Below are 21467 nucleotides of genomic sequence, written 5' to 3'. Positions count from 1 at the left end.
CTTCGTTGATCGGATGTTTACGACTTTCATGCGCCGCGCATTTACCAAGACGCGTGATGCGACGCGCGTCGCACGTGCGATCGCTTGAGTGTAACGCGCGTGCAACGCCGATTAACTCCGCGGCAACCTAAACAAGTTAGCAACGAGAAAGGTCGAATTGCGCGGATGTACCGCGTTCGATTGCACTCAGTAAGCGTTGCGTGAGCGTACGATGTTTGTGTCGCGTAACCAGCCGAAGGGCGCACGTCTTGCGCTCTTCGGTCTCGGTCTTGGCATCTTCGCACTGATGCCGACCGAGCTCGGATATCAGGATATTGCGTCGCTTCTGGCCCGGCAGCCCGGCGTTGCCGAGCGCTGGCAGAAGCGCGTCTTCGCCTCCGCGGTCGGTTCCATCCAGGTCGCGACCTACAGTTTCGGCCGTCCGATCGGAACATCGGCGCCACAGGATCCGCAAATCCTGCTCGCACGGCTGGACAGTCCGAGCGCCGACATCACCGGCACGGTGACACGCAATCCGATCACAGCAACGCCGCCGCGCTACCAGGCATCTGATTTTCCCAAGGTCGATCGCACCCTGAAGGGCGATCGTCTCGTCGTCGGGCGGCCTGACCAGGTCGATCCTGCACAGCCCGCCAACACGGCTCCGGCGAACGAGGATCCCGCGATATCGAATTCGTCGGTCAAGGGGATGAAGACTGCGACCGCGCCGGCCGACAACGCGCCGCTCGATCCCGAATTGCAGGAGGCGCTGCGTGCGCCGCCACTGCCGCAATATGTGAAGCCGTCGCCGCAGCAATACGACGTGTCGATGTCGCTCGAGGCCAGTCCGCTCGACGATCTGAAGCCTGTGCCCGCGAAGCCTGCTGCTGCGCCGCCTGTCGATGCAACGCATGCGCGCGATCCGTTTGCATTCAAGACCGCCAGCCTGTTCTTCGGCTCGTCGCTCGGCACGCCCGAGAATCTCGAGCGCTGGCAGCCCGGCGAGGCGCCGGTGGTCGTTGTGCCGGCAGCGCAGCCCGATCCCGACCTGAAGGTGATGGCGTCACTGCCGGTCGATGCCGACGGCCCGGTCAAGGCCGGCGAGATGGGCGAGAGCATCGCGCCGAAAGGCGAGGTCAACGCCGACGACCAGCACACCAAGACGCCGGCGGAACGGCTCGGCCTGTTCGACGAGAAATCGCGCGCCAAGTCGGAGAAGTGCCTTGCCGAGGCGGTCTATTTCGAAGCGCGCGGCGAAGCGGTGCGGGGCCAGATCGCGGTCGCCCAGGTGGTGCTGAACCGCGCCTTCTCCGGCAAATATCCGGAGACGGTGTGCGGCGTGGTCTACCAGAACAAGAACCGCCACTATGCCTGCCAGTTCACCTTCGCCTGCGACAACATCCCGGACGTCGTCCGCGAGCCCGACATGTGGGACCGCGCCAAGAAGATCTCGAAGGCGATCCTCGACGGCAAATTGTGGCTGCCGGAAGTCGATCGCTCGACCCACTACCACGCCTATTGGGTGCGGCCGTCCTGGGTCAGTGAAATGAAGAAGACGTACAAGTTCGGCGTCCACACCTTCTATCGGCCGCGCGCCTGGGGCGATGGCAGCGATGCGCCGAGCTGGGGCAACCCGGCCGAGACCGCCAAGATATCGGCGCAACTCGCCGAAGCCGCCCAGAGCTCGGCCGAGCAGGCCAGCGCCAAGCGGTAGCGCCTCCAGCCTTCCACTCCAGGGTCGCCATGCCCCGGAATGACGCTCGTCATCCTCTCGGATTCTGCAGAGCTGCCTTGCGAGCGAATATTTTTCTCCGCCGCCTCTTGGGGTTTTCATGCAGATGCATTAACTCCCGGTAATGTTCGCGGGGCGGTTCCCCCGCAGCAGTTGCGGGGGAAGACAACATGGCGGTTACCACCGGGGATCTTCGACCGACGTCCGGCACCTGGCGCACGCCGCTCGTCATCATCGTCTGCGGCTGCGCGATCGCGCTGCTGAGTTTCGGCCCGCGCTCCAGCCTCGGCTTTTTCGTGCAGCCGATGGGCCGTGAATTCGCCTGGGGCCGCGACGTGTTCGGCCTTGCCATCGCGCTGCAGAACCTGTTGTGGGGTCTCGGCCAGCCGATCGCAGGCGCGATTGCCGATCGCTTCGGCCTGCTGCGCGTCATGGTCGTCGGCGCCTTGCTGTACGCCGCCGGCCTGCTGCTGATGCGTTACTCGACCACCTCATTGTCGCTCGACATCAGCGCCGGCGTGCTGATCGGCTTCGGCCTGTCGGGCTCGTCGTTCAATCTGGTGCTGGCGGCGTTCAGCAAGCTGTTGCCGCCGGAGAAGCGCGGCATCGCGCTCGGCGCCGGCACCGCCGCCGGTTCGTTCGGCCAGTTCCTGTTCGCGCCGTTCGGCGTTGCGATGATCGACAATTTCGGCTGGCAGACCGCGCTCGTCGTGTTCAGCGCGCTGATGCTGTTGATCGTGCCGCTCTCGCTCGCGCTTGTGACGCCGCCCGCCGAGGCCGGCAAGGTGCCGGCCGCCGACCAGCAGTCGTTCAAGACCGCGCTCGCCGAAGCCTTCGGCCATCGCTCCTATGTGCTGCTGGTGCTCGGTTTCTTCACCTGCGGCTTCCAGCTCGCCTTCATCACCATCCATCTGCCGGCCTATCTGGCCGACCGCGGCATTCCGGCGACCACCGGCGGCTGGGTGGTTGCGGCGATCGGCCTGTTCAACATCGTGGGCTCGCTCAGCGTCGGCTGGCTGCAGAACTTCTTTCCGAAGCGCTATTTGCTCTCGGTGATCTACTTCTCGCGCGCGCTGGCGACCGTCGCCTTCATTTCGTTCCCCGTGACGCCGTTCTCGGCCATTGCCTTCGGCGCGGTCTCGGGGCTGCTGTGGCTGTCGAGCGTGCCGCCGACCTCGGCGCTGGTCGCGCTGATGTTCGGCACCCGCTGGTTCTCCACCCTCTACGGCTTCGCCTTCGTCAGCCATCAGGTGGGCGGCTTCCTCGGGGTCTGGCTCGGCGGCGTCGTGTTCGAGCAGTATGGTTCCTACACGCCGATCTGGTGGCTGTCGGTGCTGTTCGGCGTGCTGTCGGCGCTGATCAACCTGCCGATCGTCGAGGCGCCCGTCGCACGCCCGGTTGCGCAGCCCGCCTGATGGGTTAAACACTCCCCGAAACCAGAATTACGGGGAGTGCTCATCGTGGCAACGTTCAAGGCAATCAGGATCGACAAGGCGGACAAGGGTACCACCGCCGCACTGACCCAATTCGACGACGCGGAATTGATGGACGGCGACGTCACCGTCCGCGTCGAATGGTCGACGCTGAACTACAAGGACGGCCTGGCGCTGACCGGCAAGGCGCCGGTGGTGCGCCGTTTCCCAATGATCGCCGGCATCGATTTCGCGGGCACGGTCGAGCAATCCAGCCATCCCGACTGGAAGGCGGGCGACAAGGTCGTCTGCAACGGCTGGGGCATGGGCGAGACCCATCTCGGCGCCTATGCGGAAAAGGCCCGCGTCAAGGGCGACTGGCTGGTGCGGTTGCCGGACGGGATTTCGGCCCGTGACGCGATGGCGGTCGGCACCGCCGGCTATACCGCGATGCTCTCGGTGCTGGCGCTCGAGAAGCACGGTCTCACGCCGAAGAGCGGCCCGGTGGTGGTGACGGGTGCCGCCGGCGGCGTCGGCTCGGTCGCGATCGCCGTGCTCTCGAAGCTCGGCTATCACGTCATCGCCTCGACCGGGCGGATGTCGGAGGCCGACTATCTCAAAGGTCTCGGTGCCACAGAGGTGATCGACCGCGCCGAACTGTCGGGTGCCCCCAAGGCGCTTGCGAAGGAGCGCTGGGCCGGCGGCGTCGACAGCGTCGGGTCGACCACGCTCGCCAATCTGCTTTCGATGACCAGGTATGGCGGTGCCATCGCAGCCTGCGGCCTGGCGGCCGGCATGGACCTTCCGTCGTCGGTCGCGCCCTTCATTTTGCGGGGTGTGTGCCTTCTCGGCATCGATTCCGTGATGTGCCCGATCGAGCTCCGCAGGATCGCCTGGCGCCGTCTTGCCAGCGATCTGGATAAGGCGAAACTGGCTGATATCACTCATGAAATCGCCTTGGACGAAGTCATGGGGTATGGCGCGAAAATCCTCGATGGCCAGGTCCGCGGCCGCATCGTGGTAAAAATAGTCTGAGGACGTTCAGACTTTACCAACCAAGCTGCTCCAATGTTGCCACGGTTGGTATGGTAAGCAGCGGGTAAAGAGACTTGCAGCATGATCCCGGGGGGCCGGGTTTCCTCGCGCAGACGTCGAGAAGCGTTGGTGCGGGGATCATGCTCAACAAGGAGCGGGTGCCCGCGCTCGTAAGTGGAGTAGCTCATGCTTGCGCGTTTGGTGTTGGGGGCCGTCACGGCCGGAGCAATGGTCGTGCCGGCATTCGCAGGCATGATGAACGCCGATGAGGCCCGCAAATTCGTCGCCGGCAAGGTGTTCGCCTTCACCTGTTTCGACGGCACCCGCGGCGCCGGCCGTATCCTCGACGATCTCGGGGCCACAGGCTCGATCCAGTTCTCCGGCTCCGGACCGATCCGCCACGTGCGGCTGCCCGGCAATACGCTGCAAATCCGCGGTCAGAGCGTGTGCGCGTCGCTGAAGGGCATTCCGTTCGAACCGTGCTTCAATCTCGACAAGCAGGACGACCGCACGTTTCGCGGCTCGGTCTCCGGCATGGGCTTCGCCTACTGCGATTTCCATCACCAGGGCGGGCAGCAGATGCTGATGGCACGTGCGGTGGCGCGTCCGCGTTCACTGCACCCGCGCACCCGATCCGCGGATGCCTCGCCGACCGAAGTGTCGCGCGTTGAGACGCCGCAGGTCGAAAGGGCGAAGCTCGAGCCGGTCAAGGCCGAGCCCGCCAAGGTCGAGAGCGCGCCGGAATTGCGCCGCTCCACTGACTAACGTTTCATCTGCGCGCTAGCGGGAATAGCTGCCGAGCCGTAGTCATACGGATGGCGGTCGCCACGCGTTGATAGCTACTCAATAGCCTAGCGTTCGCCGACAGGCGGGATGACGAGGACACCGATTTGAGTAGTCATATGGCGCAGTATTTTTTCCGTATCAGTGACGGCGATTACGCTGGTGCGTCCGACCACGCGACGGAGTTCGAGAGCCGTGACGTGGCCTGGGCCGAGATGACCAAGGTCTGCGGTAATTTCCTTGGCAGCATTTCGCGCAACATGAAGCAAGACAGCGAATGGCACATGGAGCTGCTCGACGAGAGCCGCAAGCCCGTGTTCAGGATTCGGCTGGTTGCCGAATCCGTCGACTGAGGCTTTTCGCCGTTCAGGACAACAAGCTTCAAGCCCCAGCCTGCGGGACCGGCGGAGCGGCCCGCCTGCGGAACAGGATCCGCTGATACAGCCAGCCGATCGCGACCAGCACAATGCCAAGGCACATGAACGACAGCGCCCGGTAGACACCCGTGAGCGTCGACATGTCGACGAGGAACGCCTTCAGGATCGTAAGCCCGATCACCGCGGCGGAGGCGAGCCGCGCCCGCTGCGAGTTGACGACGATGCCGATGCCGAGCAGCGCGACGCCGAACATCAGCCACGCGATCGAATAGGTGTATTGCTCCGCACCCGTGGTCTCGCCGCGCGTCAGCACCGGTCCATGATAGAGCCTGCGAATTTCGAACGTGACGTAAGCGAGCGCAAGCACCAGCGCGCCGGCGGCAATCGTGTTGGCGTAGCTTGCGGGACGATGCCCCGCCACCGCATAGGACAACAGTAGCGCCAGCACGGCCGGCAATGCGTAGCCGAGCAGCAGCAGATTGATGAAGCTGCCGCCGACGTCCTGCCACCACAGCATCGGGTTGTCCAGTCCTAGCAGCCCGAACAGGCTGGCAAGCCCGGCGAACGCGGTCAGCAGCACCGCGCCGACATTGTGGACGATGCTGCCGCTGCGCAGCCGCAGCCGCTCCAGCCCGATCGCCATCGCGAGCGTCACGCCGACCTGCAACGCGACCTCGGTCAGTCCGGCGCTGTCGCGATAGACGTCGCCGCTATTGACCGAATGACGGATCTCCATGAAGGCGAGCAGCACCGTGAACAGGATCGCAGCGGATTCGACCATGCGCAGCGGGATGTCGTCGCCGTTGCGGCGTAGGAAATGACTTCCCGCCCAGAATGACAGCGCCGGGACGCCATAGCCCCACAGCAGCCAGTTGAAGATCGGCGTGGTGCCGACGGCATCGCCGGCGATCCGCGGCTCGTAGCCGATCCGCAGCACCACGATGCCGGCCAGGATCGCGGCGAGCCAGCGCAGGAACGGGATCGGCCGCTGCACCGACAGCCACGCCGTGCCCATCGACACCAGCGCCAGCGCGATGGTGAGCCAGCCCTTGTCGAGCCCGAAGGTCAGCGCCAGCGCCAGCGAGGCGAGGGCGCCGGTCGCCGACAGCGCGATCGAGGGCGACAGCTCCGGCCGCTCGCCGCGCCGGGTCAGTGCTTCGGTCGCGGCCGCGTAGGCGGCTGCGAGCAGCACGGCGAGGATTGCGAACGGGATCGAGCGATCGAGATGCGCGATGCGTGCATAGAGAGCGACCAGCAACGCAACCGGCGTGAACACGGCCGCCGCGGCCCAGGTCACCGTGATCTTCGTGGTGGCAAAACGCAGTTGCGCCAGGAAGCCGGCGATGCCGAAGGCGGCCGCGAATAGCGCCGCGGTGACGAGATGCAGCGAGACCGAGCCGTCGGTCGCGGACGGGCCGATGCCCGGGATCGCACCGCCAGGCAGCACCAGCATGTCGACGTTGCGGCGGACGGCCCATTCGCCGAACACGATGAAAACGAACGCCGACGCGGCGGCGATCGCGCCGGCAGCGGCGGGCGCGCGCCAGGCCACGACAAGGCTGGCGGCCGTCAGCAGCGCAAAGCCGATCATCGCGCTGTCGGCATGCGCGCTGTTGAGCACGATCAGCATCGCGCCAAACAGATAGGCCGCGAGCGAGCCAGATGAGATCGGTTCGATCTCCTCGCCATCGCCGTCGGGGCCGAACATGAAACCGCAGACCACGAGCAGCGCCGCCAGCACGAAGCCCGCGATCACGTGGAAGACGTGGGGCGCGATCATCTCCGGCTCGCATTGCAGGCACGGGAAGGTCCACAATAGCGCGAATGCAATCGTCGTGACCGCAAGCCAGCGCCACAGCCGGATCCGGGCGAGGGCGAACGCCGCCGCAGTGACGATGGCAAGATAGATGTAGAGCGACCAGAAGTCGGGCTTGTCGGATGAGACCAGGATCGGCGTGACGAAGGCGCCGACGATGCCGAGCCCGGCCAGCGCAGGTCCGTGCAGCAGCGCGGCCGCGAGCGTGCCGAGCGCGACCATGCCGAGCAGGATGAAGGCGGTTGCCGGCGCCAGGAAATCATAGAGCGCATAGGCGGCGTAGACCGTGGCGAACGCCACCGCGGTGCCGGCGGCGGTGAGGATCGCCGGAATGTTGGCGACCGGCAGTGCCGCGATGCTGGAGATGCTTTCCTTGCGCCGCGTCCATTCGCCGGCGCCGAGCAGCGCCAGCGCGAACAGCCCTCCAAGCATCGTGCGCACGCCGGGGCCGAGCAGCCCGGCCTCGATCGAATAGCGCACCATGAAGAAGCCGCCGAGCGCGAGCGTCAAGCCGCCGATCCACACCACCCAGCGCGTGCCGAGCGTTTCCTCGAAGCCGGGCGCCGGGGGCGGCGGGACAGGCGGTTCTGGCAGTGGCGGCGGGGCGGCCGCGTCCGCGGCTGCCTCTGCATGCACATCCGGTTCGCTCGCCGCTGCCTCTGGGAGCGGCGGCGGCGCGATGGGAGGCGCCGCCGGTAGCGTCTGTTCGAACGCCTCGAGCGGCGCCAGCGGCGGCGGCACGGCCGTCCGCGCGGCGGACACGCTCGCGGCCTCGACCGCATCCAGCCGGCGCTGCAGCACCGCAATCTGGCCCAGCGCCTTGCGCGCAAAGATGATCGCGACAATGGCGATAACGAGCGTGAGGAAATCGAACGGCGAATCGAACATTGGGCCTCCGGCGGGACGCGCCGGACCATCGGCCAGCCGGCCGCCCGTCGCAACCTAGTAGTGCAGTTGAGAGGACTTGAAGTTCAAGCGGCGGCGCGTGGCCAGTCGCGTTAGTCCAGATCGATGTGGAAGGGCCGGCCTTCGACGCTCATGCTGCCGGGGCCCATCGCATCGAGTGCGCGCAGCATCCGGCCCTCGCGCCCCAGCGCCTTGTCGGCGAGGCTGACGATCAGCCGGTTGGGCGCCGCGATCGGCGAGGCCTCGCGGATCTGCCGGGCGATGGACATTTCGTCGCGGTGCGGATTGAGCGCGCAGACGGTGGCGAATGCGCTCGCGGTCGAACGGCTGATGCCAGCGTAGCAATGCACCACCATCGGCGCGCGGCGATCCCAGCCGCGCACGAAGCTCAGCACTCGCTCGATATGCGTCTCGTTGGGTGCAACGAACCCGTCCATCTGTTCGACGATGTCGTCCATCGACACCTTCAGATGGTTGGCCGGAAGCACGGAGGGCGGCCGCTGCACCTGGTCGACATTGGCCATCACGGTCAGCACGTGGCTGGCGCCGGTGGCACGAACCGTGTCGGAGAGCGCGGCAAGCGAGCAAACGTGAAGCATGATGGTCCTTGGTTATCGGTGCGCCCGAGTATAACGGCTGCTCCCGGGCGGGCAAAGCCGGTGGCGCGATGCCGGCGCTGCGTTTTGCGGCGCAACCGGCAGCGCCCTTGGTGCTGTCACACCTGCTGCACGTGCAATGCGTTGAAGCGTTCGAGGAACTGCTTTTCGGCCCTCGCGGCGGTCCATGGCGTCAGATAGTCGCGCTCGGTCGCCTCGGGCAATTCCGGATCGCGGCCGAACAGCCGCCTGGCTTCGGCCTGCGAAAATCCCGCCAGATGCGTCGCCTCGAGATACGCGGCGCCGCGATCGGCGGCCTTGATCTGCTGGGTGATCTCGTCTGCCAGCACGGCGGGCAGGCCGAAGCGGATATGGATCGCCGCCAGCAGCCGCTTCTCCACCGCTTTGTATTCACCGGCAAGCACGGCCTTGAACGGCGAGATCATGTCGCCGATGACATATTCCGGCGCGTCGTGCAGCAGTGCCGCGAGACGATGGCCGATATCGACGCGCGGCGTCTGCTGACGCATCACGGCCTCGACCAGCAGCGTGTGCTGCGCCACCGAGAAAATGTGCGCGCCAGAGGTCTGGCCATTCCAGCGCGCGACCCGCGCCAGTCCGTGCGCGATGTCGACGATCTCGATATCGAGCGGCGACGGGTCGAGCAGATCCAGCCGGCGTCCCGACAACATCCGCTGCCAGGCGCGGGTGGTCTCCGTCGATCGGCGCGCAGTCATTTCTTCTTGAGCCGCGGTGTGCGGAGCTTGCCGCTGCAGGCCTCGTGGCAGAAGCAGGTCACGAGATGATCGTTGACCATGCCGGTTGCCTGCATGAAGGCATAGACGATGGTGGGGCCGACGAATTTGAAACCGCGCGCGCCGAGCTCCTTGGAGACCTTGATCGAGACCGGCGTCGAGGCCGGCACGCTCGCGGTGGTCTTGAACTGATTGACCTTCGGCTTGCCGTCGACGAAGTCCCACAGGAATTTCGAGAAGCCGGGGCCTTTCTCCATGATTTCGAGATACGACTTGGCGCTCGCCACCGTGCCTTCGATCTTGGCGCGGTTGCGGACGATGCCGGCGTCGTTCATCAGCGCATGCACCTTCTTGTCGGTGTAGCGCGCGATCTTCTCGGGCTGGAAATCGTCGAAGGCTTTGCGGAAATTGTCGCGCTTGCGCAGGATCGTGATCCAGGACAGGCCGGCCTGGAAGCCGTCGAGGATCAGCTTTTCATAGAGCGCGCGGTCGTCATATTCCGGCACGCCCCATTCATTGTCGTGATAGGCGACGTAGAACGCGTCCTCGCCCGGCCACGGGCAGCGCGTCTTGCCGTCGGGATGCAGTTGCGCAGTCCGGCTCATGCGACGGTCTTCTTGGGTGTGGTGCGGACAGCATCAGGTTCGGCGAGATGAAGCGCGAGCCCGCCTGCGGTCAGCGGCAGGCCGGCGTCCAGCGCATCGGCGACGCGGTCGATGCGCACCAGCGCAAGGCCCAGCTCGCCGGCGGTCGAGCCCATGGTGCCGACCTGCTTGTCGCCGGCCTGGATCGTCGCGCCAGTCTCGGGGGCGGCGCCGTCGAGAATGATCTTCACCGTGCGGGTGCGCGCCGTGCCGCGATGCTGCATGCGTGACACCACCTCCTGGCCGACATAGCAGCCCTTGTCGAAATCGACGCCGTGGAGGCGGTCCATATTGGTCTCGTGCGGGAAGGCGTCGCCATAGATGAAGTCGAGCCCGCCGCGCGGCACGCCGGTTGCGATCCGATGCGCCTCATAGGCGCTGGAATCGACGAGATCGGCACCGATCAGCTCGGAAAGTTTCTGCTTCAGATCTTCCGGGATCAGGACGCGCCAGCCGAGCGCCGGGTTGCGCGGATCGGCGAAAGCGAGATCGGGGATCGCCGCCGGCTCGCCATCCCAGGCGGCCAGCACGCCGAGGCTGTCGGAGAGGTTCTCGACCACGACCTTGGCGCGCAGCTTGTAGAAGCCGAGCTTGTCGGCAAGCCCCTTGGCGAGCGCGCCCGGCGCGTCGATCAGGAAGCCGCCGCCATGGCCTGTGGGTATCTCGGTGATCAGGAAGTCGACGATGATCTTGCCCTGCGGCGTCAGCAACGCGCCGAACCGGGCCTGTCCCGGGGCCAACTGCTCGACATCGGTCGTGATGAGGCCGTTGAGGAAGTTGCGGGCGTCCTCGCCAGAGACTTTGATCACGCCCCGATCTGGAAGAAACGCTGCTTTCATTCGCAAAATTGGCTCTTTTTCCAAGTTCCTTGGGAAACGCGCGGCGCGCGGATATCCCCAGCCAAGCTAAGGCGCTACAGTGCACCGAACAAGGCCCGCGCGACACCCGAAAGCGGGCGCCGAGGACCGATGAATCAGCATTTCGACACCATTCTAAAATCCGGCACCGTGGTCAATCAGGACGGCGAGGGCGTGCGCGATATCGGCGTCACGAATGGCCGCATCGCCGCGATCGGCTCGCTCGCCCAGGCCGCGGCCGGCGAGGTGATCGACTGCAAGGGGCTGCACATCCTGCCCGGCGTGATGGACACCCAGGTGCATTTCCGCGAGCCCGGACTGACGCAGAAGGAAGACCTCGAGACCGGCTCGCGCAGCGCCGTGATGGGCGGGGTCACCGCCGTGTTCGAGATGCCGAACACCAATCCGCTGACGGTCACGGAGGAGGCGTTCACCGACAAGATCAAGCGCGGTCACCACCGCATGCATTGCGACTTCGCGTTCTTCATCGGCGGCACCCGCGAGAACGTGCAGGACCTGCCGGAGCTCGAGCGCGCGCCGGGCTGCGCCGGCGTCAAGGTGTTCATCGGCTCCTCCACCGGTGCGCTCTTGGTCGAGGACGACGAGAGCCTGCAGCGGATCTTTCAGGTGATCCGGCGCCGCGCCGCATTCCATGCCGAGGACGAGTATCGCCTGAACGAGCGCAAGCCGCTGCGGATCGAGGGCGATCCGCGCTCGCATCCGGTGTGGCGCGACGAGACCGCGGCGCTGATGGCGACCGAGCGGCTGGTCAATCTCGCGCGCGAGACCGGCAAGCGCATCCATGTGCTTCACATCTCGACCAAGGAAGAGATTCTGTATCTGCGCGACCACAAGGATGTTGCGTCCTGCGAGGCGACGCCGCACCACCTCACCATGGCGGCGCCGGAGTGCTACGAGCGGCTCGGCACGCTGGCGCAGATGAACCCGCCGGTGCGATCGGCCGATCACCGCGCCGGCATCTGGTACGGCATCGAGCAGGGCATCATCGACGTGCTCGGTTCGGACCACGCGCCGCATACGCTGGAGGAGAAGGCCAAGACCTATCCGGCCTCGCCGTCGGGCATGACCGGCGTGCAGACGCTGGTGCCCTTGATGCTCGATCACGTCAACGCGGGTCGGTTGTCGCTACAGCGGTTCGTCGATCTCACCAGCGCCGGGCCGGCGCGGCTGTTCAACATGGCCTGCAAGGGCCGCATCGCGGCGGGCTATGATGCCGACTTCACCGTGGTCGATCTGAAGCGCAGCGAGACCATCACCAACAAATGGATTGCCTCGCGCGCGGCCTGGACGCCCTATGACCGCGTGCGGGTGCAGGGCTGGCCGGTCGGCACCTTCGTGCGCGGCAAGCGGGTGATGTGGCAGGGAGAGGTCACGACGCCGTCGACGGGCGAGCCGGTCCGGTTCCTCGAGACGCTGAAGGCCTAGCGCATCAAATGCGCTAGATTCTTGTTTGACGCGTTTTCTTGACGCGAACCGGTGCCCACTTCGCTCGAAAGCGCTTTGCGGGATTACTGCCGGGCCAATGCCAGCGAGAATTCGCCGTTGCGCACGCGCGCGGCGAGGCCCTCGGCGAACTTCGCCACCGCGTCCTCGCCATAGGTGCCGACGAGCTCAGCGAGCGCTGCGAACAGGCTCGCCTGCGCCAGGCAGTCGCCATCGACGCCGTCGTGACGCGCTTCCGCCCAGGCCTCGTTCAGGTAGCCCAGCGCCGCCTGCTTCTGCTCGTGATCGGGACGGGGGTCTTGGTGATGGGGAAAGGACGCTGGATGGCGCATGAAACTCTGCAAAATGAATGCGCGCGGTCCGAGGAGCGAACCACTGCGACGCGCGAGATTTATCACGCATGCGGGTACCGCCTAGCCCACATCTTTCGAAAAGGTTAACGCCCGTCACGGCATTTAAAGGGGAATTCCGGATAGCGCCGCCGCGATCAGCCAAATGAGCTGTGGATATGGTCCAGCACGGCGCGCGGCGAGGCGCACAGATGGCTGGCGCCGGCCTCGATCAGTTCCTCCGGCGTGCCGTAGCCATAGGTGACGCCGATCGCGCGGATGCCGTTGCGATTCGCTCCGACAACGTCGTGACTGCGGTCGCCGATCATCAGGGCCTTGCCCGGGTCGGCCCCGGTCTGCGCCAGTGCATAGGCCAGCAGGTCGACCTTGTTGACCCGGGTTCCGTCGAGCTCGGAGCCGAACACGTGGTCGAAATACCGGCTGAGGCCGAAATGCGCGACGATCCGCGTCGCGAACGCATGCGGCTTCGAGGTCGCAACGTAGATGCGTCCCGGCGCCTGCCGCAGCTCCGCCAGCACGTCAGCGATATCGGGATAGACGCTGTTCTCGAACAGCCCGACATCGCCGAACCGCTCGCGGTAGAGCTCGACGGCGCGGTCGGCGAGCTCCTCGCCGCCAAGCAGCATCGCAAAGCTCGCCCGCAGCGGCGGCCCGATGCACCAGGTCAGTTCGTCCTGCGTGGGAACCGGGCGGCCGAGCTTGCCCAGCGCATACTGGATCGAGCCGGTGATGCCGGGCTTCGGGTCGGTCAGGGTGCCGTCGAGGTCGAAGAAGATCGCGCGGTCAGTTGGCATAGCGGGCCGTCAGGTCGCGCGAGATCTTCGAGCCTTCCTCGATGTAGCGGCGGATCGCCACCGAGGCTGCGGGGGTGCAGGTCCGGTAGGTTTGCTGGAAGCCGTTGTAGCCGCGGTTGAAGCCCGCGACCATGCGGGCGCGGCGGTCGCCGGAGGGGGTTTCGGCGTCGATCAGCGCCTGCATCTCGTTGCGCCATTTGGCGCCCTCGTTGGAGCCGCAGATGCCGCGCAGGTAGTGCAGGGCGCCGAGGATCTCGGCGAGCCGCTGCAGGTCGCCGTCGAACGGCGCAGCCGCGTCCTGCGCGCGGGCGGGCGTCGCGAGGCATGCCGACATCAGGATCACAACGGCGAGAAAGGCTCTGATCATCAGGGGTTCCGGGATCGCCGTGGTATGCCCCCTCAATGCGCCCGAGGCAAGGCGGCAAGGCTTCAATACCGTCCCCGAACAGGCCTCAAACCAGCCGCCGGGCGGCCGCAATGACCTCATGGAGACCGCCGGTGACCTTGAGGTTGCCGATCTCCTCCGGCGCCAGCCATTTGAAATCGTCGTGCTCGTCGTTCAGCACGGGGTCGCGGGAGGCCCAGCGCGCCGCGAACGTCATGATCACATAGTGCCCGGTGCCGGGCCCGGTCGGCAGCACCTCGCGCCAGCCGGCCAGCCCCAGGATCTCGACCCTGAGGCCAGTCTCCTCGTCGATCTCCCGGTGCAGGGCGGTGTGCAGCGTTTCGCCGAATTCGACCCGGCCGCCGGGCAGCGAATAGAAGCCCTTGCCGGGCGAGCGGGCGCGGCGCACCAGCAGCACCTTGCCGTCGCGGAAAATCACGCCGGAGACGGCGAGCTGCGGGCGGATCGGAGGTTCGGGAGAGCTCAAGACGACAACCAGTTTTGACAACCATCATGCCCGATAAATCAGGCGCCCGCCATGATGCTCTCGACATCGGCCTCGGCGGCGCCGTTGATGACACCGGCGGTCTGCATCACCAGCGGCTTGACCCAGACGATGGCCTGCTCGGCGAGCGCGACCCGGCTCCTGTCCTGATGCAATTGCCGCATAGCGGCGCCGACCTCGGTCAGGATACTGGTCATGCTGGCGGTGAGCTGGTCGAATTCGGCCCGGATTCGGGCGTCCGCGGTCTCATAGGCCTCGATCGCGAGGTCGCGCGCCTTGAAGTTGGACGCGGTGAAATGCTCGGCATAGGACAGTGGCTGCCATTCCAGGAAATCGCTGGCGCATTCCGGCAAGTCCGGCACCATCTCGAGCAGCATGATGGCTTCGTTGAAGTGATTGAGGTAGTCGGTCGCAAGCCCGGTGCGGGGATTGATGTTGGCGGCGCGCAACAGCGCCGCCCGCGCCTCGTCGGGGTACGTCGGTCGCGGGGAAGAGCCCGCTATGGCGGCCGTTGAGGTCATTGGTCGCAGTCTTTAACGGTCCAAGTTAAGGCGGAATAAACGGATACCACCCTGGACAGGATATGTGCGGACGCTTTGTCATTACCTCACCGCCGGCGGCCTTGCGAGAGATGTTCGGCTACATCGAGCAGCCGAATTTTCCGCCGCGGTATAATGTTGCGCCGACCCAGCCGATCCCGGTCGTGCTGCTGCAAAATGGCGGCCGGCATTTTCAATTGATGCGCTGGGGCCTGATCCCGTCCTGGGTCAAGGATCCCCGCACGTTCTCGCTGCTCATCAACGCCCGCTCCGAGACGGTGCGGGAGAAGCCGGCCTTCAAGAACGCGATCAAGCGGCGCCGCGCACTGATCCCGGCCGACGGCTATTACGAATGGCAGGACGCCGGTGGCCGCAAGCGGCCGTTCTTCATCCATCGCCGCGACGGCCATCCGCTCGCTTTCGCCGCGCTGGCCGAGACCTGGATGGGGCCGAACGGCGAGGAGCAGGACACGGTCGCGATCGTCACTGCGCCTGCGAGCCCCGACCTCGCGCAACTGCATCACCGCGTGCCCGTCACGATCAAGCCCGAGCAATTCGCGCGCTGGCTCGACTGCCTGCCTAACGATGTCGACGACGTGATGCCGATGCTGAAGGGACCCGATGTCGGCGAGTTCGCCTGGCACCAGGTGACGATGCGCGTCAATGCCGTCGCCAACGATGACGCGCAACTGCTGCTGCCGATGACCGCGGAAGAGATCGCCGCCGAAGACGCGCCGGCCCTGAAGAAGGCGGCAGTGCGCAAGGCGCCGGTGCGCGAGGACGACGGGCAGGGGTCGTTGTTCTAGGGGCTGACTGAACACGCGCGGTGCAGCGTGGATTTGTGCCTAGCTCTCTCCACATCGTCGTCCTGGCGAAAGCCAGGACCCATAACCACCGAATTTAATTGTGAACGGGAACGCGGCCCCAGCCTCGCGCAGCAATCGAGATTTGGGGTAATGGGTCCCGGCCTTCGCCGGGACGACACTGAATGTGTTGCGCGGCCCAGATTCAATCAGCTTGTCTTGTCGCAGGCGGGCGCTCTCTCTATTCGTCCTCTACTCGTCATTCCCCGGTTCGCAATTGCGCATCGGGGAATGACGAAAAGAGCCATCACCCCTTCACGGACGCCACGCCCTCGATCTCGATCAGCATCTTCGGATTGGGCAGCGCCACCACGACGCAGGTAGTGCGCGCGGGGTAGGGTGCAGGGCCGAACGCGCCGGCATACAGAACGTTCATCGTCGCGACGTCGCTGGCGCGGGTCAGCAGCACGTTGACCTTGACCAGATCGCGCATCGTCGCGCCGGCCTCGGTCAGCACGCGCCGGAAATTGGTGACGACATTGGCGAACTGCGCCTCGAAGCCGTCGGGCAGCTCGCGGTTGGCGTCGAAGCCGGGAATGCCTGAGATGAACAGGAGATCGCCGACGCGGGCGCCGAACGAGAGCGGCGGCGCCGTGACGCCGGGCGGAGGAGGGAAGTGCTTGATTGCCGTGTTTTCTGTCATTGGGTCACCCGTCTGCGCGAGATGGAAGGGAAGCGGTTTCGACGGCGCTCGGCGCCAGCGTACGCCGCCGCCAGAGATTCTTGCCGAAGAGATTCTGGCCGATCATGCCTGCCAGCATCGCGACGACGAACACCACGATCGGCAGCGAAAGACCGGCAAGGTTGACCAGCGCGGGCCCAGGGCAGATGCCGGCGAGGCCCCAGCCGATGCCGAACAGGATTGCGCCACCAACGAGCGGCGCGTCGATGTCGTTGCGGTCGGGCCAGAGGAAGCGCGCCGAGAAGGCAGGCGCGGTGCGCCGCCGCGCGATCGCAAAGCCGGATGCCGCGACCGCAACCGCACCCGCCATCACGAAGGCAAGCGTCGCATCCCACGCGCCGAACAGATCGAGGAAGCCGAGCACTTTCTGCGGATCGGTCATGCCCGAGATCAGAAGGCCCGCGCCGAAGATCAGGCCACAGAGGAAGCTTGCGAGAAGGCGCATCGCTAACCCCCGATCCCGTGCCTGACGATGGCAACGGTGACGATCGCCGCCGTCATGAAGATGAACGTGGCGGCAATCGAGCGCCCGGACAGCCGCGCGAAGCCGCAGACGCCGTGGCCCGAGGTGCAGCCATTGCCCATCCTTGTACCGAACCCGACCAGAACGCCCGCGATCGCGATCACCACAAGGCTCCCATTCATCGCAGGCCGCGGCAGCGGCGCGCCGAATAGCGCCGCAATCAAGGGCGCCGCGATCAGCCCCGCGATGAACGCGATGCGCCAGGCGCGGTCGGCAGTGCGGTCGGCGGTATCGGGCTGGAGCAGGCCGCCGACGATGCCGGTGACGCCGGCGATCCGCCCGGTCAGCAGCATCAGCAGCGCCGCGGCCAGGCCGATCAGCGCGCCGCCGAGAAGGCCGGAAAGTGGGGTGAAATCGTGCATCGGTGCGGGTCCCTGTTGCGCAAACTCCTCAGCGATGGCGCAAAGCGGTGGCAGCGCATGCGCCAATGGTCGCGCGACTACATGGGCGATGATAGACTCCGCAATAACAGGAACAAGCGCAATCCCGCGTGTTTTGCCGGCATTTCGACGTGCCGCCGCCCGATTGGATTGCCAGCGATTCGCTTCACTTCGTCCGGAGAACCCCCCATGAGATTGTCATCCGCCGCCCGCGCCGTGCTGTTTGCGCTGGCGCTGCTCACCGGATCGTCCGCTGCACTGGCCGACGAGGGCGCGGTGACGCTCGTCATCTTCAAGGGCGGCTGGTTCTTCGGCGGCTCCGCCGGCAAAGGCGTCCTGACCTTCCACGGCCAGACCTACGGGCTCACCGCCGGCGGGCTGGACTACGGCCTCGTGTTCGGCGGCTCCCAGACCACGTTGCAGGGGCGGGTGCGCAACATCCGCCGCGCCCAGGATATCGCCGGCGTCTATGCCGCGGCGGGCATGGGCGTTGCGCTCGGCGCCGGCGTGCGCGGCATCCTCTTGACCAACCAGAACGGCGCGGTGCTCGAACTCAGCGGCAAGCAGATCGGGCTGATGGCCAATGTCGACCTCAGCGGGCTTGCGATCACATTGAAGGAATAAGGGGCGCGGTGCGTAGGGTGGGTTAGCCGAAGGCGTAACCCACCGACTTATATCCGCGATTGAAGATGGCGGGTTACGCTGCGCTAACCCGCCCTACGATTCTGCGATCCTCTCGGCGAGCTCGCGCCACGGCTGCAACGTCCAGTGCCCGGACGCCGCACCCGATGGCGACGGCAATACGAACACATCAGGAAAGCCGCTCGTGGCCGGCTGCCGCCCGAGCGCAAGCGCGCTGGTCGGCTTGCCGTAAAACAGGCTCGCCGCCTTCTTGCTGGTGAAAGCGATGGTCTTCGGCCGAACCATCTCGATCTTCGTCCTGAAGTCCGCGACATCGAACGAGCCCCGCGCGATCTCGTGATCCATCCCGGCGCCGGTCTTGGAGAGATCGGTGAAGCCGATGCCGAGTTCGAGCAATGCGGTGAACTCGTCCGGCCGATAAAGCCGTGGCGTGATGCCGGCCTCATGCAGCGCACGCCAGAACCGGTTGCCGGGATGCGCGTAGTAATGCCCGACGGCGGCCGAGCGCGTGCTGGCCGCGGTGCCGACGAACACCAGCCGCAGGTTGGCGCGGAGCTGGTCGGGGAGGCGGTGGGGATTGTTATCGGGCATCGCGGAAGGAGGGAGCAGAGCAGCGGGGCGATCCTGCCTACACGAAATCGTCTTTCGGCAGGCCAAGCTTCTCGACCAGGCTGTTCAGGACAGGCAGCTGTCCCTTGGTAACCTTCCTGAACGCCTCCTTCAATGTAAACCAGCCCGCGCGGTCCGCCTCGGGGAATTCCGCGAGGCGGCCGGATCGTGGCGGCCACTCCATCGCGAACGTGTTGCTCTTGAACGCTGCGAGGTCGAACTCGCCTTCGAACGCCCATGCGCTGACATGCTTGCCGCTCGGTTGCTTGAACACGCCGAGCTCGATGAAGGTGCCGACTGGCCGCTGTCCCGTCTCCTCCTCGAATTCGCGTTTCGCGGCGCTCAGGGGAATTTCGCCCTCTTCATAGAGACCCTTCGGGATCGACCATGCCCCATCATCCTTCTTCGTCCAGAACGGCCCGCCCGGATGCACCAGCAGCACTTCCGCGCTGCCGCGTCTGCGGCGAAACATCAGCAAACCGGCGCTGCGCTGGGGCATGATCAATTCCGAAGATGTACGGCTGCGCGCTAGCGCACCGGCTCCTTCACCTCGTTTTCCGCCGCCACCCCTTGCGCCGGCCCGCTCGAACGCACCATCAGGAACGCTCCCGAGAACGCCGTGCCACGGATGCTCCAGCGGCCGTCGATCTCCGTCGCGTCGGCATTGACAGCGCCTTCATAGTGCACCGTGTCATAGCCGTAGCCTCGCGGCTCGTAGCGCTTGACGAACGACACCGCGCTGCCGGAGCGGTGACCTGCGAGTGAGGCATTGTGGGTGCTGAGCGGGCAGCCCGGCGCCATGCACGGCTCGGTCACGCTGCCGCCGAGCGCGCCGCCGGCGTCGATCAGCGTCGCCAGGAACGTGACCATGCCGCCTGGCTGAACATAGCTGCCGTCCCAGACGCCGGTGAGATTGTCGGTCATGGTAGCCTTAGCTGCGTAGCCCGCATGAGCGTAGCGACATGCGGGGCGCTCGCAAACCCGGATGTCGCTTCGCTCATCCGGGCTACGATGTGGCGTTCGCAGCGCCTCAACGCAAGTCGCGCCCGCTCGCGCGCAGTTGCCTGCACCAGCAAAAGGGTCTGTAATCCCATCCAACAGATCAAGAAGAATTTTGGGAGCGGACATGACGGGAGAGCCGAAAACCCATTTCGAGGTGATCGTGGTCGGCGCCGGCGTCGCCGGCATCTACCAGATCAAGCGGCTCGCCGATCTCGGCATCGACGCCACCGTGCTCGAAGCCGCGCCCGATCTCGGCGGCACCTGGTACTGGAACCGCTATCCGGGCTGTCGTTTCGACTCGGAGAGCTACACCTACGGCTTCTCGTTCTCGCGCGAGCTGCTCGACGAGTGGCACTGGAAGGAGCGCTTCTCCGCCCAGCCCGAGAATCTGCGCTACCTCAACTACGTCGCCGACAAATTCGACCTGCGCAAATACATGCAGTTCAACTGCAAGGTCGAGGCGATGCAGTTCGACGAAACGCGCGATCTCTGGCAGCTCAAGCTCAGCGACGGTCGCGAGCTGACCTGCCGCTTCGTCGTGCTTGGGATCGGCCTGCTCTCGGCGCCGACCATGCCGCGCGTGCCTGGCATCGATGACTTCAAGGGCCGCTCTTTCCATACTTACTATTGGCCGCACGAGCCCGTCGATCTCACGGGCAAGAAGGTCGCCGTGATCGGCACCGGCGCGACCGGCATTCAGGTGATCGGCGAGATTGCCGACAAGGTCGGCGAGCTCACCGTGTTCCAGCGCCGGCCGAACTGGAGCGCGCCGCTCAACAACTCTGTGATCTCGGAAGCCGAGATGGCCGACATCCGCGCGCGCTATGACGAGATCTTCGCCGCCTGCGCACTGACACCGGGCAGTTTCGTGCATGGCCCCGACAAGCGCGGCTTCTACGAGGTGAGCCGCGACGAGCGGCTGGCATTGTGGGACAAGCTCTACGATGAGCCTGGCTTCGGCATCTGGCTCGCGAACTTTCGCGAGATCTTCATGGATGAAGCCGCCAATGCGGAGCTCTCCGAATATATCGCCGGTCGTATCCGCCGCCGCGTGAAGAATCAGAAGGTCGCCGAAAAGCTGATCCCGCGCGATCACGGCTTCGGCGTGCAGCGGCTGCCGCTGGAGACCCGGTATTTCGAGGCCTACAATCGCGACAATGTGCATCTCGTCGACCTCAGCGAGACGCCGCTGGTGCGCGTCACCGAGACCGGCCTGCGCACCACGGCGCGCGACTACGAGTTCGACATCATCGTCTACGCCACCGGCTTCGATGCCATCACGGGCGCCTACGATCTGATCGACATCACCGGCATCGGCGGCGCGAAGCTATCGGACAAATGGAAGCAGGCGCCGTCGACCTTCCTCGGCATGCTCGTGCACGGCTTCCCGAATTTGCTGATGCCGACCGGCCCGCAAAGCGCCTCCGCCTCGACCAACTTTCCGCGCGGCATCGAGAACGGCGTCAACTGGTGCACCAACCTGCTGCAATACATGTGGGACCGAGGCCTGACCCGCGCCGATGCCACCTTGGAGGCACAGCAGCGCTGGACCGCGCATGTCGCCAAAATGTACGAGATCATGCTGATGCGCAAAGCCAAGTCGTGGTTCACCGGCTACAACTCCAACGTCGCCGGCCACGAGGAGGGCACCGTCCGCTACTTCGTCTACAACGGCGGTACGCCGAAGTTCTTGGGGATCATCAACGGTGTGGCGGCGGAGGGGTATCGGGAGATTGAGTTTGGGGCGGGGGCGGGCGGTGATGTGCGGGCCGCGGCCGTCAGTACCTCAGTATGGAAGTCGCGCGATCTGTGCCGTCAATTCCCGTCCTAAATTCTC

At 65.7% G+C, this 21467-nt stretch carries 25 protein-coding genes; 9 read left to right on the top strand and 16 right to left on the bottom strand.

All coding sequences use genetic code 11. The annotated features are described in order from the left end of the window. Positions 1-211: 211 nt before the first annotated feature. From JQ573_RS15300 to JQ573_RS15280, 5 genes are all read left to right on the top strand, one after another. Positions 212-1693 carry a cell wall hydrolase gene (locus JQ573_RS15300; RefSeq protein WP_212310632.1) on the top strand — a complete coding sequence of 494 codons (1482 nt, stop codon included), beginning with the start codon at positions 212-214 and terminating at the stop codon, positions 1691-1693. A gap of 188 nt (positions 1694-1881) precedes the next feature. Then, positions 1882-3126, top strand: coding sequence for an MFS transporter (locus JQ573_RS15295; RefSeq protein ID WP_212310631.1), 1245 nt, complete (start codon positions 1882-1884; stop codon positions 3124-3126). A gap of 45 nt (positions 3127-3171) precedes the next feature. Next, positions 3172-4158, top strand: a complete 987-nt coding sequence (locus tag JQ573_RS15290; RefSeq protein ID WP_212310630.1) for an MDR family oxidoreductase — start codon at positions 3172-3174, stop codon at positions 4156-4158. Positions 4159-4344: 186 nt separating this feature from the next. Continuing rightward, entirely contained in the window at positions 4345-4923 is a 579-nt protein-coding gene (locus JQ573_RS15285) for a hypothetical protein (RefSeq protein WP_212310629.1), read from the top strand. Between the two features lie 137 nt (positions 4924-5060). Continuing rightward, positions 5061-5294 carry a DUF6894 family protein gene (locus JQ573_RS15280; RefSeq protein WP_050403167.1) on the top strand — a complete coding sequence of 78 codons (234 nt, stop codon included), beginning with the start codon at positions 5061-5063 and terminating at the stop codon, positions 5292-5294. Between the two features lie 28 nt (positions 5295-5322). On the opposite strand, the gene JQ573_RS15275 is transcribed toward JQ573_RS15280, so the two are convergent. The 5 genes from JQ573_RS15275 to JQ573_RS15255 form a co-directional block, all read right to left on the bottom strand. Next, positions 5323-8022 carry a DUF2339 domain-containing protein gene (locus JQ573_RS15275; RefSeq protein ID WP_212310628.1) on the bottom strand — a complete coding sequence of 900 codons (2700 nt, stop codon included), beginning with the start codon at positions 8020-8022 and terminating at the stop codon, positions 5323-5325. Positions 8023-8132: 110 nt separating this feature from the next. Next, complete coding sequence (locus tag JQ573_RS15270) at positions 8133-8639, bottom strand: tyrosine phosphatase family protein (protein WP_212310627.1); 507 nt, start codon at positions 8637-8639, stop codon at positions 8133-8135. A 116-nt stretch (positions 8640-8755) separates the two neighbouring features. Then, positions 8756-9373 (bottom strand): YfbR-like 5'-deoxynucleotidase, encoded by a 618-nt coding sequence (locus JQ573_RS15265; protein ID WP_212310626.1) that lies wholly within the window; start codon positions 9371-9373, stop codon positions 8756-8758. Then, complete coding sequence (locus JQ573_RS15260; RefSeq protein WP_212310625.1) at positions 9370-9996, bottom strand: DNA-3-methyladenine glycosylase I; 627 nt, start codon at positions 9994-9996, stop codon at positions 9370-9372. The genes JQ573_RS15265 and JQ573_RS15260 overlap by 4 nt, the downstream gene beginning before the upstream one ends. Next, entirely contained in the window at positions 9993-10874 is an 882-nt protein-coding gene (locus JQ573_RS15255) for a folate-binding protein YgfZ (RefSeq protein ID WP_212310624.1), read from the bottom strand. Before JQ573_RS15255 ends, JQ573_RS15260 begins: the two co-directional genes overlap by 4 nt. 129 nt (positions 10875-11003) lie before the next feature. Here JQ573_RS15255 and JQ573_RS15250 point away from each other — a divergent pair, with 129 nt between their 5' ends. Then, entirely contained in the window at positions 11004-12338 is a 1335-nt protein-coding gene (locus JQ573_RS15250) for a dihydroorotase (RefSeq protein ID WP_212310623.1), read from the top strand. An 83-nt stretch (positions 12339-12421) separates the two neighbouring features. On the opposite strand, the gene JQ573_RS15245 is transcribed toward JQ573_RS15250, so the two are convergent. From JQ573_RS15245 to JQ573_RS15225, 5 genes are all read right to left on the bottom strand, one after another. Beyond that, on the bottom strand, positions 12422-12688 hold the full coding sequence (locus tag JQ573_RS15245) for a hypothetical protein (protein ID WP_028332620.1): 267 nt from the start codon (positions 12686-12688) through the stop codon (positions 12422-12424). A gap of 155 nt (positions 12689-12843) precedes the next feature. Then, positions 12844-13500 (bottom strand): HAD family hydrolase, encoded by a 657-nt coding sequence (locus JQ573_RS15240; protein WP_212310622.1) that lies wholly within the window; start codon positions 13498-13500, stop codon positions 12844-12846. Then, positions 13490-13867, bottom strand: coding sequence for a TIGR02301 family protein (locus JQ573_RS15235; protein WP_050424352.1), 378 nt, complete (start codon positions 13865-13867; stop codon positions 13490-13492). The genes JQ573_RS15240 and JQ573_RS15235 overlap by 11 nt, the downstream gene beginning before the upstream one ends. 85 nt (positions 13868-13952) lie before the next feature. Continuing rightward, on the bottom strand, positions 13953-14372 hold the full coding sequence (locus JQ573_RS15230) for an NUDIX hydrolase (RefSeq protein WP_212310621.1): 420 nt from the start codon (positions 14370-14372) through the stop codon (positions 13953-13955). A gap of 38 nt (positions 14373-14410) precedes the next feature. Further along, entirely contained in the window at positions 14411-14911 is a 501-nt protein-coding gene (locus JQ573_RS15225; RefSeq protein ID WP_212310620.1) for a hypothetical protein, read from the bottom strand. A gap of 62 nt (positions 14912-14973) precedes the next feature. On the opposite strand from JQ573_RS15225, the gene JQ573_RS15220 reads away from it, so the two are divergent. Then, positions 14974-15735: an SOS response-associated peptidase gene (locus JQ573_RS15220; protein ID WP_212310619.1), complete on the top strand. Its 762-nt coding sequence runs from the start codon at positions 14974-14976 to the stop codon at positions 15733-15735. Positions 15736-16039: 304 nt separating this feature from the next. Here JQ573_RS15220 and JQ573_RS15215 read toward each other — a convergent pair whose 3' ends face one another. Genes JQ573_RS15215 through JQ573_RS15205 form a run of 3 tightly spaced genes read right to left on the bottom strand, consistent with a single transcriptional unit; the run spans position 16040 to position 17359 of the window. Further along, on the bottom strand, positions 16040-16435 hold the full coding sequence (locus tag JQ573_RS15215) for a RidA family protein (RefSeq protein WP_212310618.1): 396 nt from the start codon (positions 16433-16435) through the stop codon (positions 16040-16042). Positions 16436-16439: 4 nt separating this feature from the next. After that, entirely contained in the window at positions 16440-16919 is a 480-nt protein-coding gene (locus JQ573_RS15210) for a DUF6691 family protein (protein WP_212310617.1), read from the bottom strand. Positions 16920-16921: 2 nt separating this feature from the next. Next, positions 16922-17359, bottom strand: a complete 438-nt coding sequence (locus tag JQ573_RS15205; protein WP_212310616.1) for a YeeE/YedE family protein — start codon at positions 17357-17359, stop codon at positions 16922-16924. A 207-nt stretch (positions 17360-17566) separates the two neighbouring features. Between JQ573_RS15205 and JQ573_RS15200 the strand changes: the two genes are divergently transcribed. Next, positions 17567-18001: a hypothetical protein gene (locus JQ573_RS15200; RefSeq protein WP_092116023.1), complete on the top strand. Its 435-nt coding sequence runs from the start codon at positions 17567-17569 to the stop codon at positions 17999-18001. Between the two features lie 93 nt (positions 18002-18094). Here the strand turns inward: JQ573_RS15200 and JQ573_RS15195 are convergent, their stop codons facing one another. The 3 genes from JQ573_RS15195 to JQ573_RS15185 are packed head-to-tail and all read right to left on the bottom strand — an operon-like array spanning position 18095 to position 19552. Further along, the gene (locus JQ573_RS15195; protein WP_212310615.1) at positions 18095-18610 is read right to left on the bottom strand and encodes a mismatch-specific DNA-glycosylase; all 516 of its coding nucleotides are present in this window, start codon (positions 18608-18610) and stop codon (positions 18095-18097) included. A gap of 37 nt (positions 18611-18647) precedes the next feature. Beyond that, positions 18648-19127 carry an NUDIX domain-containing protein gene (locus JQ573_RS15190; RefSeq protein ID WP_212310614.1) on the bottom strand — a complete coding sequence of 160 codons (480 nt, stop codon included), beginning with the start codon at positions 19125-19127 and terminating at the stop codon, positions 18648-18650. A gap of 29 nt (positions 19128-19156) precedes the next feature. Next, positions 19157-19552, bottom strand: a complete 396-nt coding sequence (locus tag JQ573_RS15185) for a hypothetical protein (protein WP_212310613.1) — start codon at positions 19550-19552, stop codon at positions 19157-19159. A gap of 202 nt (positions 19553-19754) precedes the next feature. On the opposite strand from JQ573_RS15185, the gene JQ573_RS15180 reads away from it, so the two are divergent. Further along, entirely contained in the window at positions 19755-21461 is a 1707-nt protein-coding gene (locus tag JQ573_RS15180; protein WP_249131705.1) for an NAD(P)/FAD-dependent oxidoreductase, read from the top strand. Positions 21462-21467: the final 6 nt, after the last annotated feature.

The sequence above is a fragment of the Bradyrhizobium sp. AUGA SZCCT0105 genome, assembly GCF_018129565.1.
In the GTDB taxonomy this organism is placed as follows: Bacteria; Pseudomonadota; Alphaproteobacteria; order Rhizobiales; family Xanthobacteraceae; genus Bradyrhizobium.
The sequence above is the reverse complement of the archived record's forward strand: the minus strand, read 5'-3'. Positions and strand labels throughout refer to the sequence as shown.

What these genes read in the sequence shown, in the direction of transcription:
- JQ573_RS15180 (WP_249131705.1), top strand. Translation starts at nt 19,755, where the DNA reads ATGACGGGAGAGCCGAAAACCCATTTCGAGGTGATCGTGGTCGGCGCC.
- JQ573_RS15300 (WP_212310632.1), top strand. Translation starts at nt 212, where the DNA reads ATGTTTGTGTCGCGTAACCAGCCGAAGGGCGCACGTCTTGCGCTCTTC.
- JQ573_RS15275 (WP_212310628.1), bottom strand. Translation starts at nt 8,022, where the DNA reads ATGTTCGATTCGCCGTTCGATTTCCTCACGCTCGTTATCGCCATTGTC.
- JQ573_RS15210 (WP_212310617.1), bottom strand. Translation starts at nt 16,919, where the DNA reads ATGCGCCTTCTCGCAAGCTTCCTCTGTGGCCTGATCTTCGGCGCGGGC.
- JQ573_RS15215 (WP_212310618.1), bottom strand. Translation starts at nt 16,435, where the DNA reads ATGACAGAAAACACGGCAATCAAGCACTTCCCTCCTCCGCCCGGCGTC.
- JQ573_RS15220 (WP_212310619.1), top strand. Translation starts at nt 14,974, where the DNA reads ATGTGCGGACGCTTTGTCATTACCTCACCGCCGGCGGCCTTGCGAGAG.
- JQ573_RS15245 (WP_028332620.1), bottom strand. Translation starts at nt 12,688, where the DNA reads ATGCGCCATCCAGCGTCCTTTCCCCATCACCAAGACCCCCGTCCCGAT.
- JQ573_RS15285 (WP_212310629.1), top strand. Translation starts at nt 4,345, where the DNA reads ATGCTTGCGCGTTTGGTGTTGGGGGCCGTCACGGCCGGAGCAATGGTC.
- JQ573_RS15235 (WP_050424352.1), bottom strand. Translation starts at nt 13,867, where the DNA reads ATGATCAGAGCCTTTCTCGCCGTTGTGATCCTGATGTCGGCATGCCTC.
- JQ573_RS15200 (WP_092116023.1), top strand. Translation starts at nt 17,567, where the DNA reads ATGAGATTGTCATCCGCCGCCCGCGCCGTGCTGTTTGCGCTGGCGCTG.
- JQ573_RS15250 (WP_212310623.1), top strand. Translation starts at nt 11,004, where the DNA reads ATGAATCAGCATTTCGACACCATTCTAAAATCCGGCACCGTGGTCAAT.
- JQ573_RS15255 (WP_212310624.1), bottom strand. Translation starts at nt 10,874, where the DNA reads ATGAAAGCAGCGTTTCTTCCAGATCGGGGCGTGATCAAAGTCTCTGGC.
- JQ573_RS15185 (WP_212310613.1), bottom strand. Translation starts at nt 19,552, where the DNA reads ATGACCGACAATCTCACCGGCGTCTGGGACGGCAGCTATGTTCAGCCA.
- JQ573_RS15225 (WP_212310620.1), bottom strand. Translation starts at nt 14,911, where the DNA reads ATGACCTCAACGGCCGCCATAGCGGGCTCTTCCCCGCGACCGACGTAC.
- JQ573_RS15205 (WP_212310616.1), bottom strand. Translation starts at nt 17,359, where the DNA reads ATGCACGATTTCACCCCACTTTCCGGCCTTCTCGGCGGCGCGCTGATC.
- JQ573_RS15265 (WP_212310626.1), bottom strand. Translation starts at nt 9,373, where the DNA reads ATGACTGCGCGCCGATCGACGGAGACCACCCGCGCCTGGCAGCGGATG.
- JQ573_RS15190 (WP_212310614.1), bottom strand. Translation starts at nt 19,127, where the DNA reads ATGCCCCAGCGCAGCGCCGGTTTGCTGATGTTTCGCCGCAGACGCGGC.
- JQ573_RS15240 (WP_212310622.1), bottom strand. Translation starts at nt 13,500, where the DNA reads ATGCCAACTGACCGCGCGATCTTCTTCGACCTCGACGGCACCCTGACC.
- JQ573_RS15280 (WP_050403167.1), top strand. Translation starts at nt 5,061, where the DNA reads ATGGCGCAGTATTTTTTCCGTATCAGTGACGGCGATTACGCTGGTGCG.
- JQ573_RS15270 (WP_212310627.1), bottom strand. Translation starts at nt 8,639, where the DNA reads ATGCTTCACGTTTGCTCGCTTGCCGCGCTCTCCGACACGGTTCGTGCC.
- JQ573_RS15295 (WP_212310631.1), top strand. Translation starts at nt 1,882, where the DNA reads ATGGCGGTTACCACCGGGGATCTTCGACCGACGTCCGGCACCTGGCGC.
- JQ573_RS15260 (WP_212310625.1), bottom strand. Translation starts at nt 9,996, where the DNA reads ATGAGCCGGACTGCGCAACTGCATCCCGACGGCAAGACGCGCTGCCCG.
- JQ573_RS15195 (WP_212310615.1), bottom strand. Translation starts at nt 18,610, where the DNA reads ATGCCCGATAACAATCCCCACCGCCTCCCCGACCAGCTCCGCGCCAAC.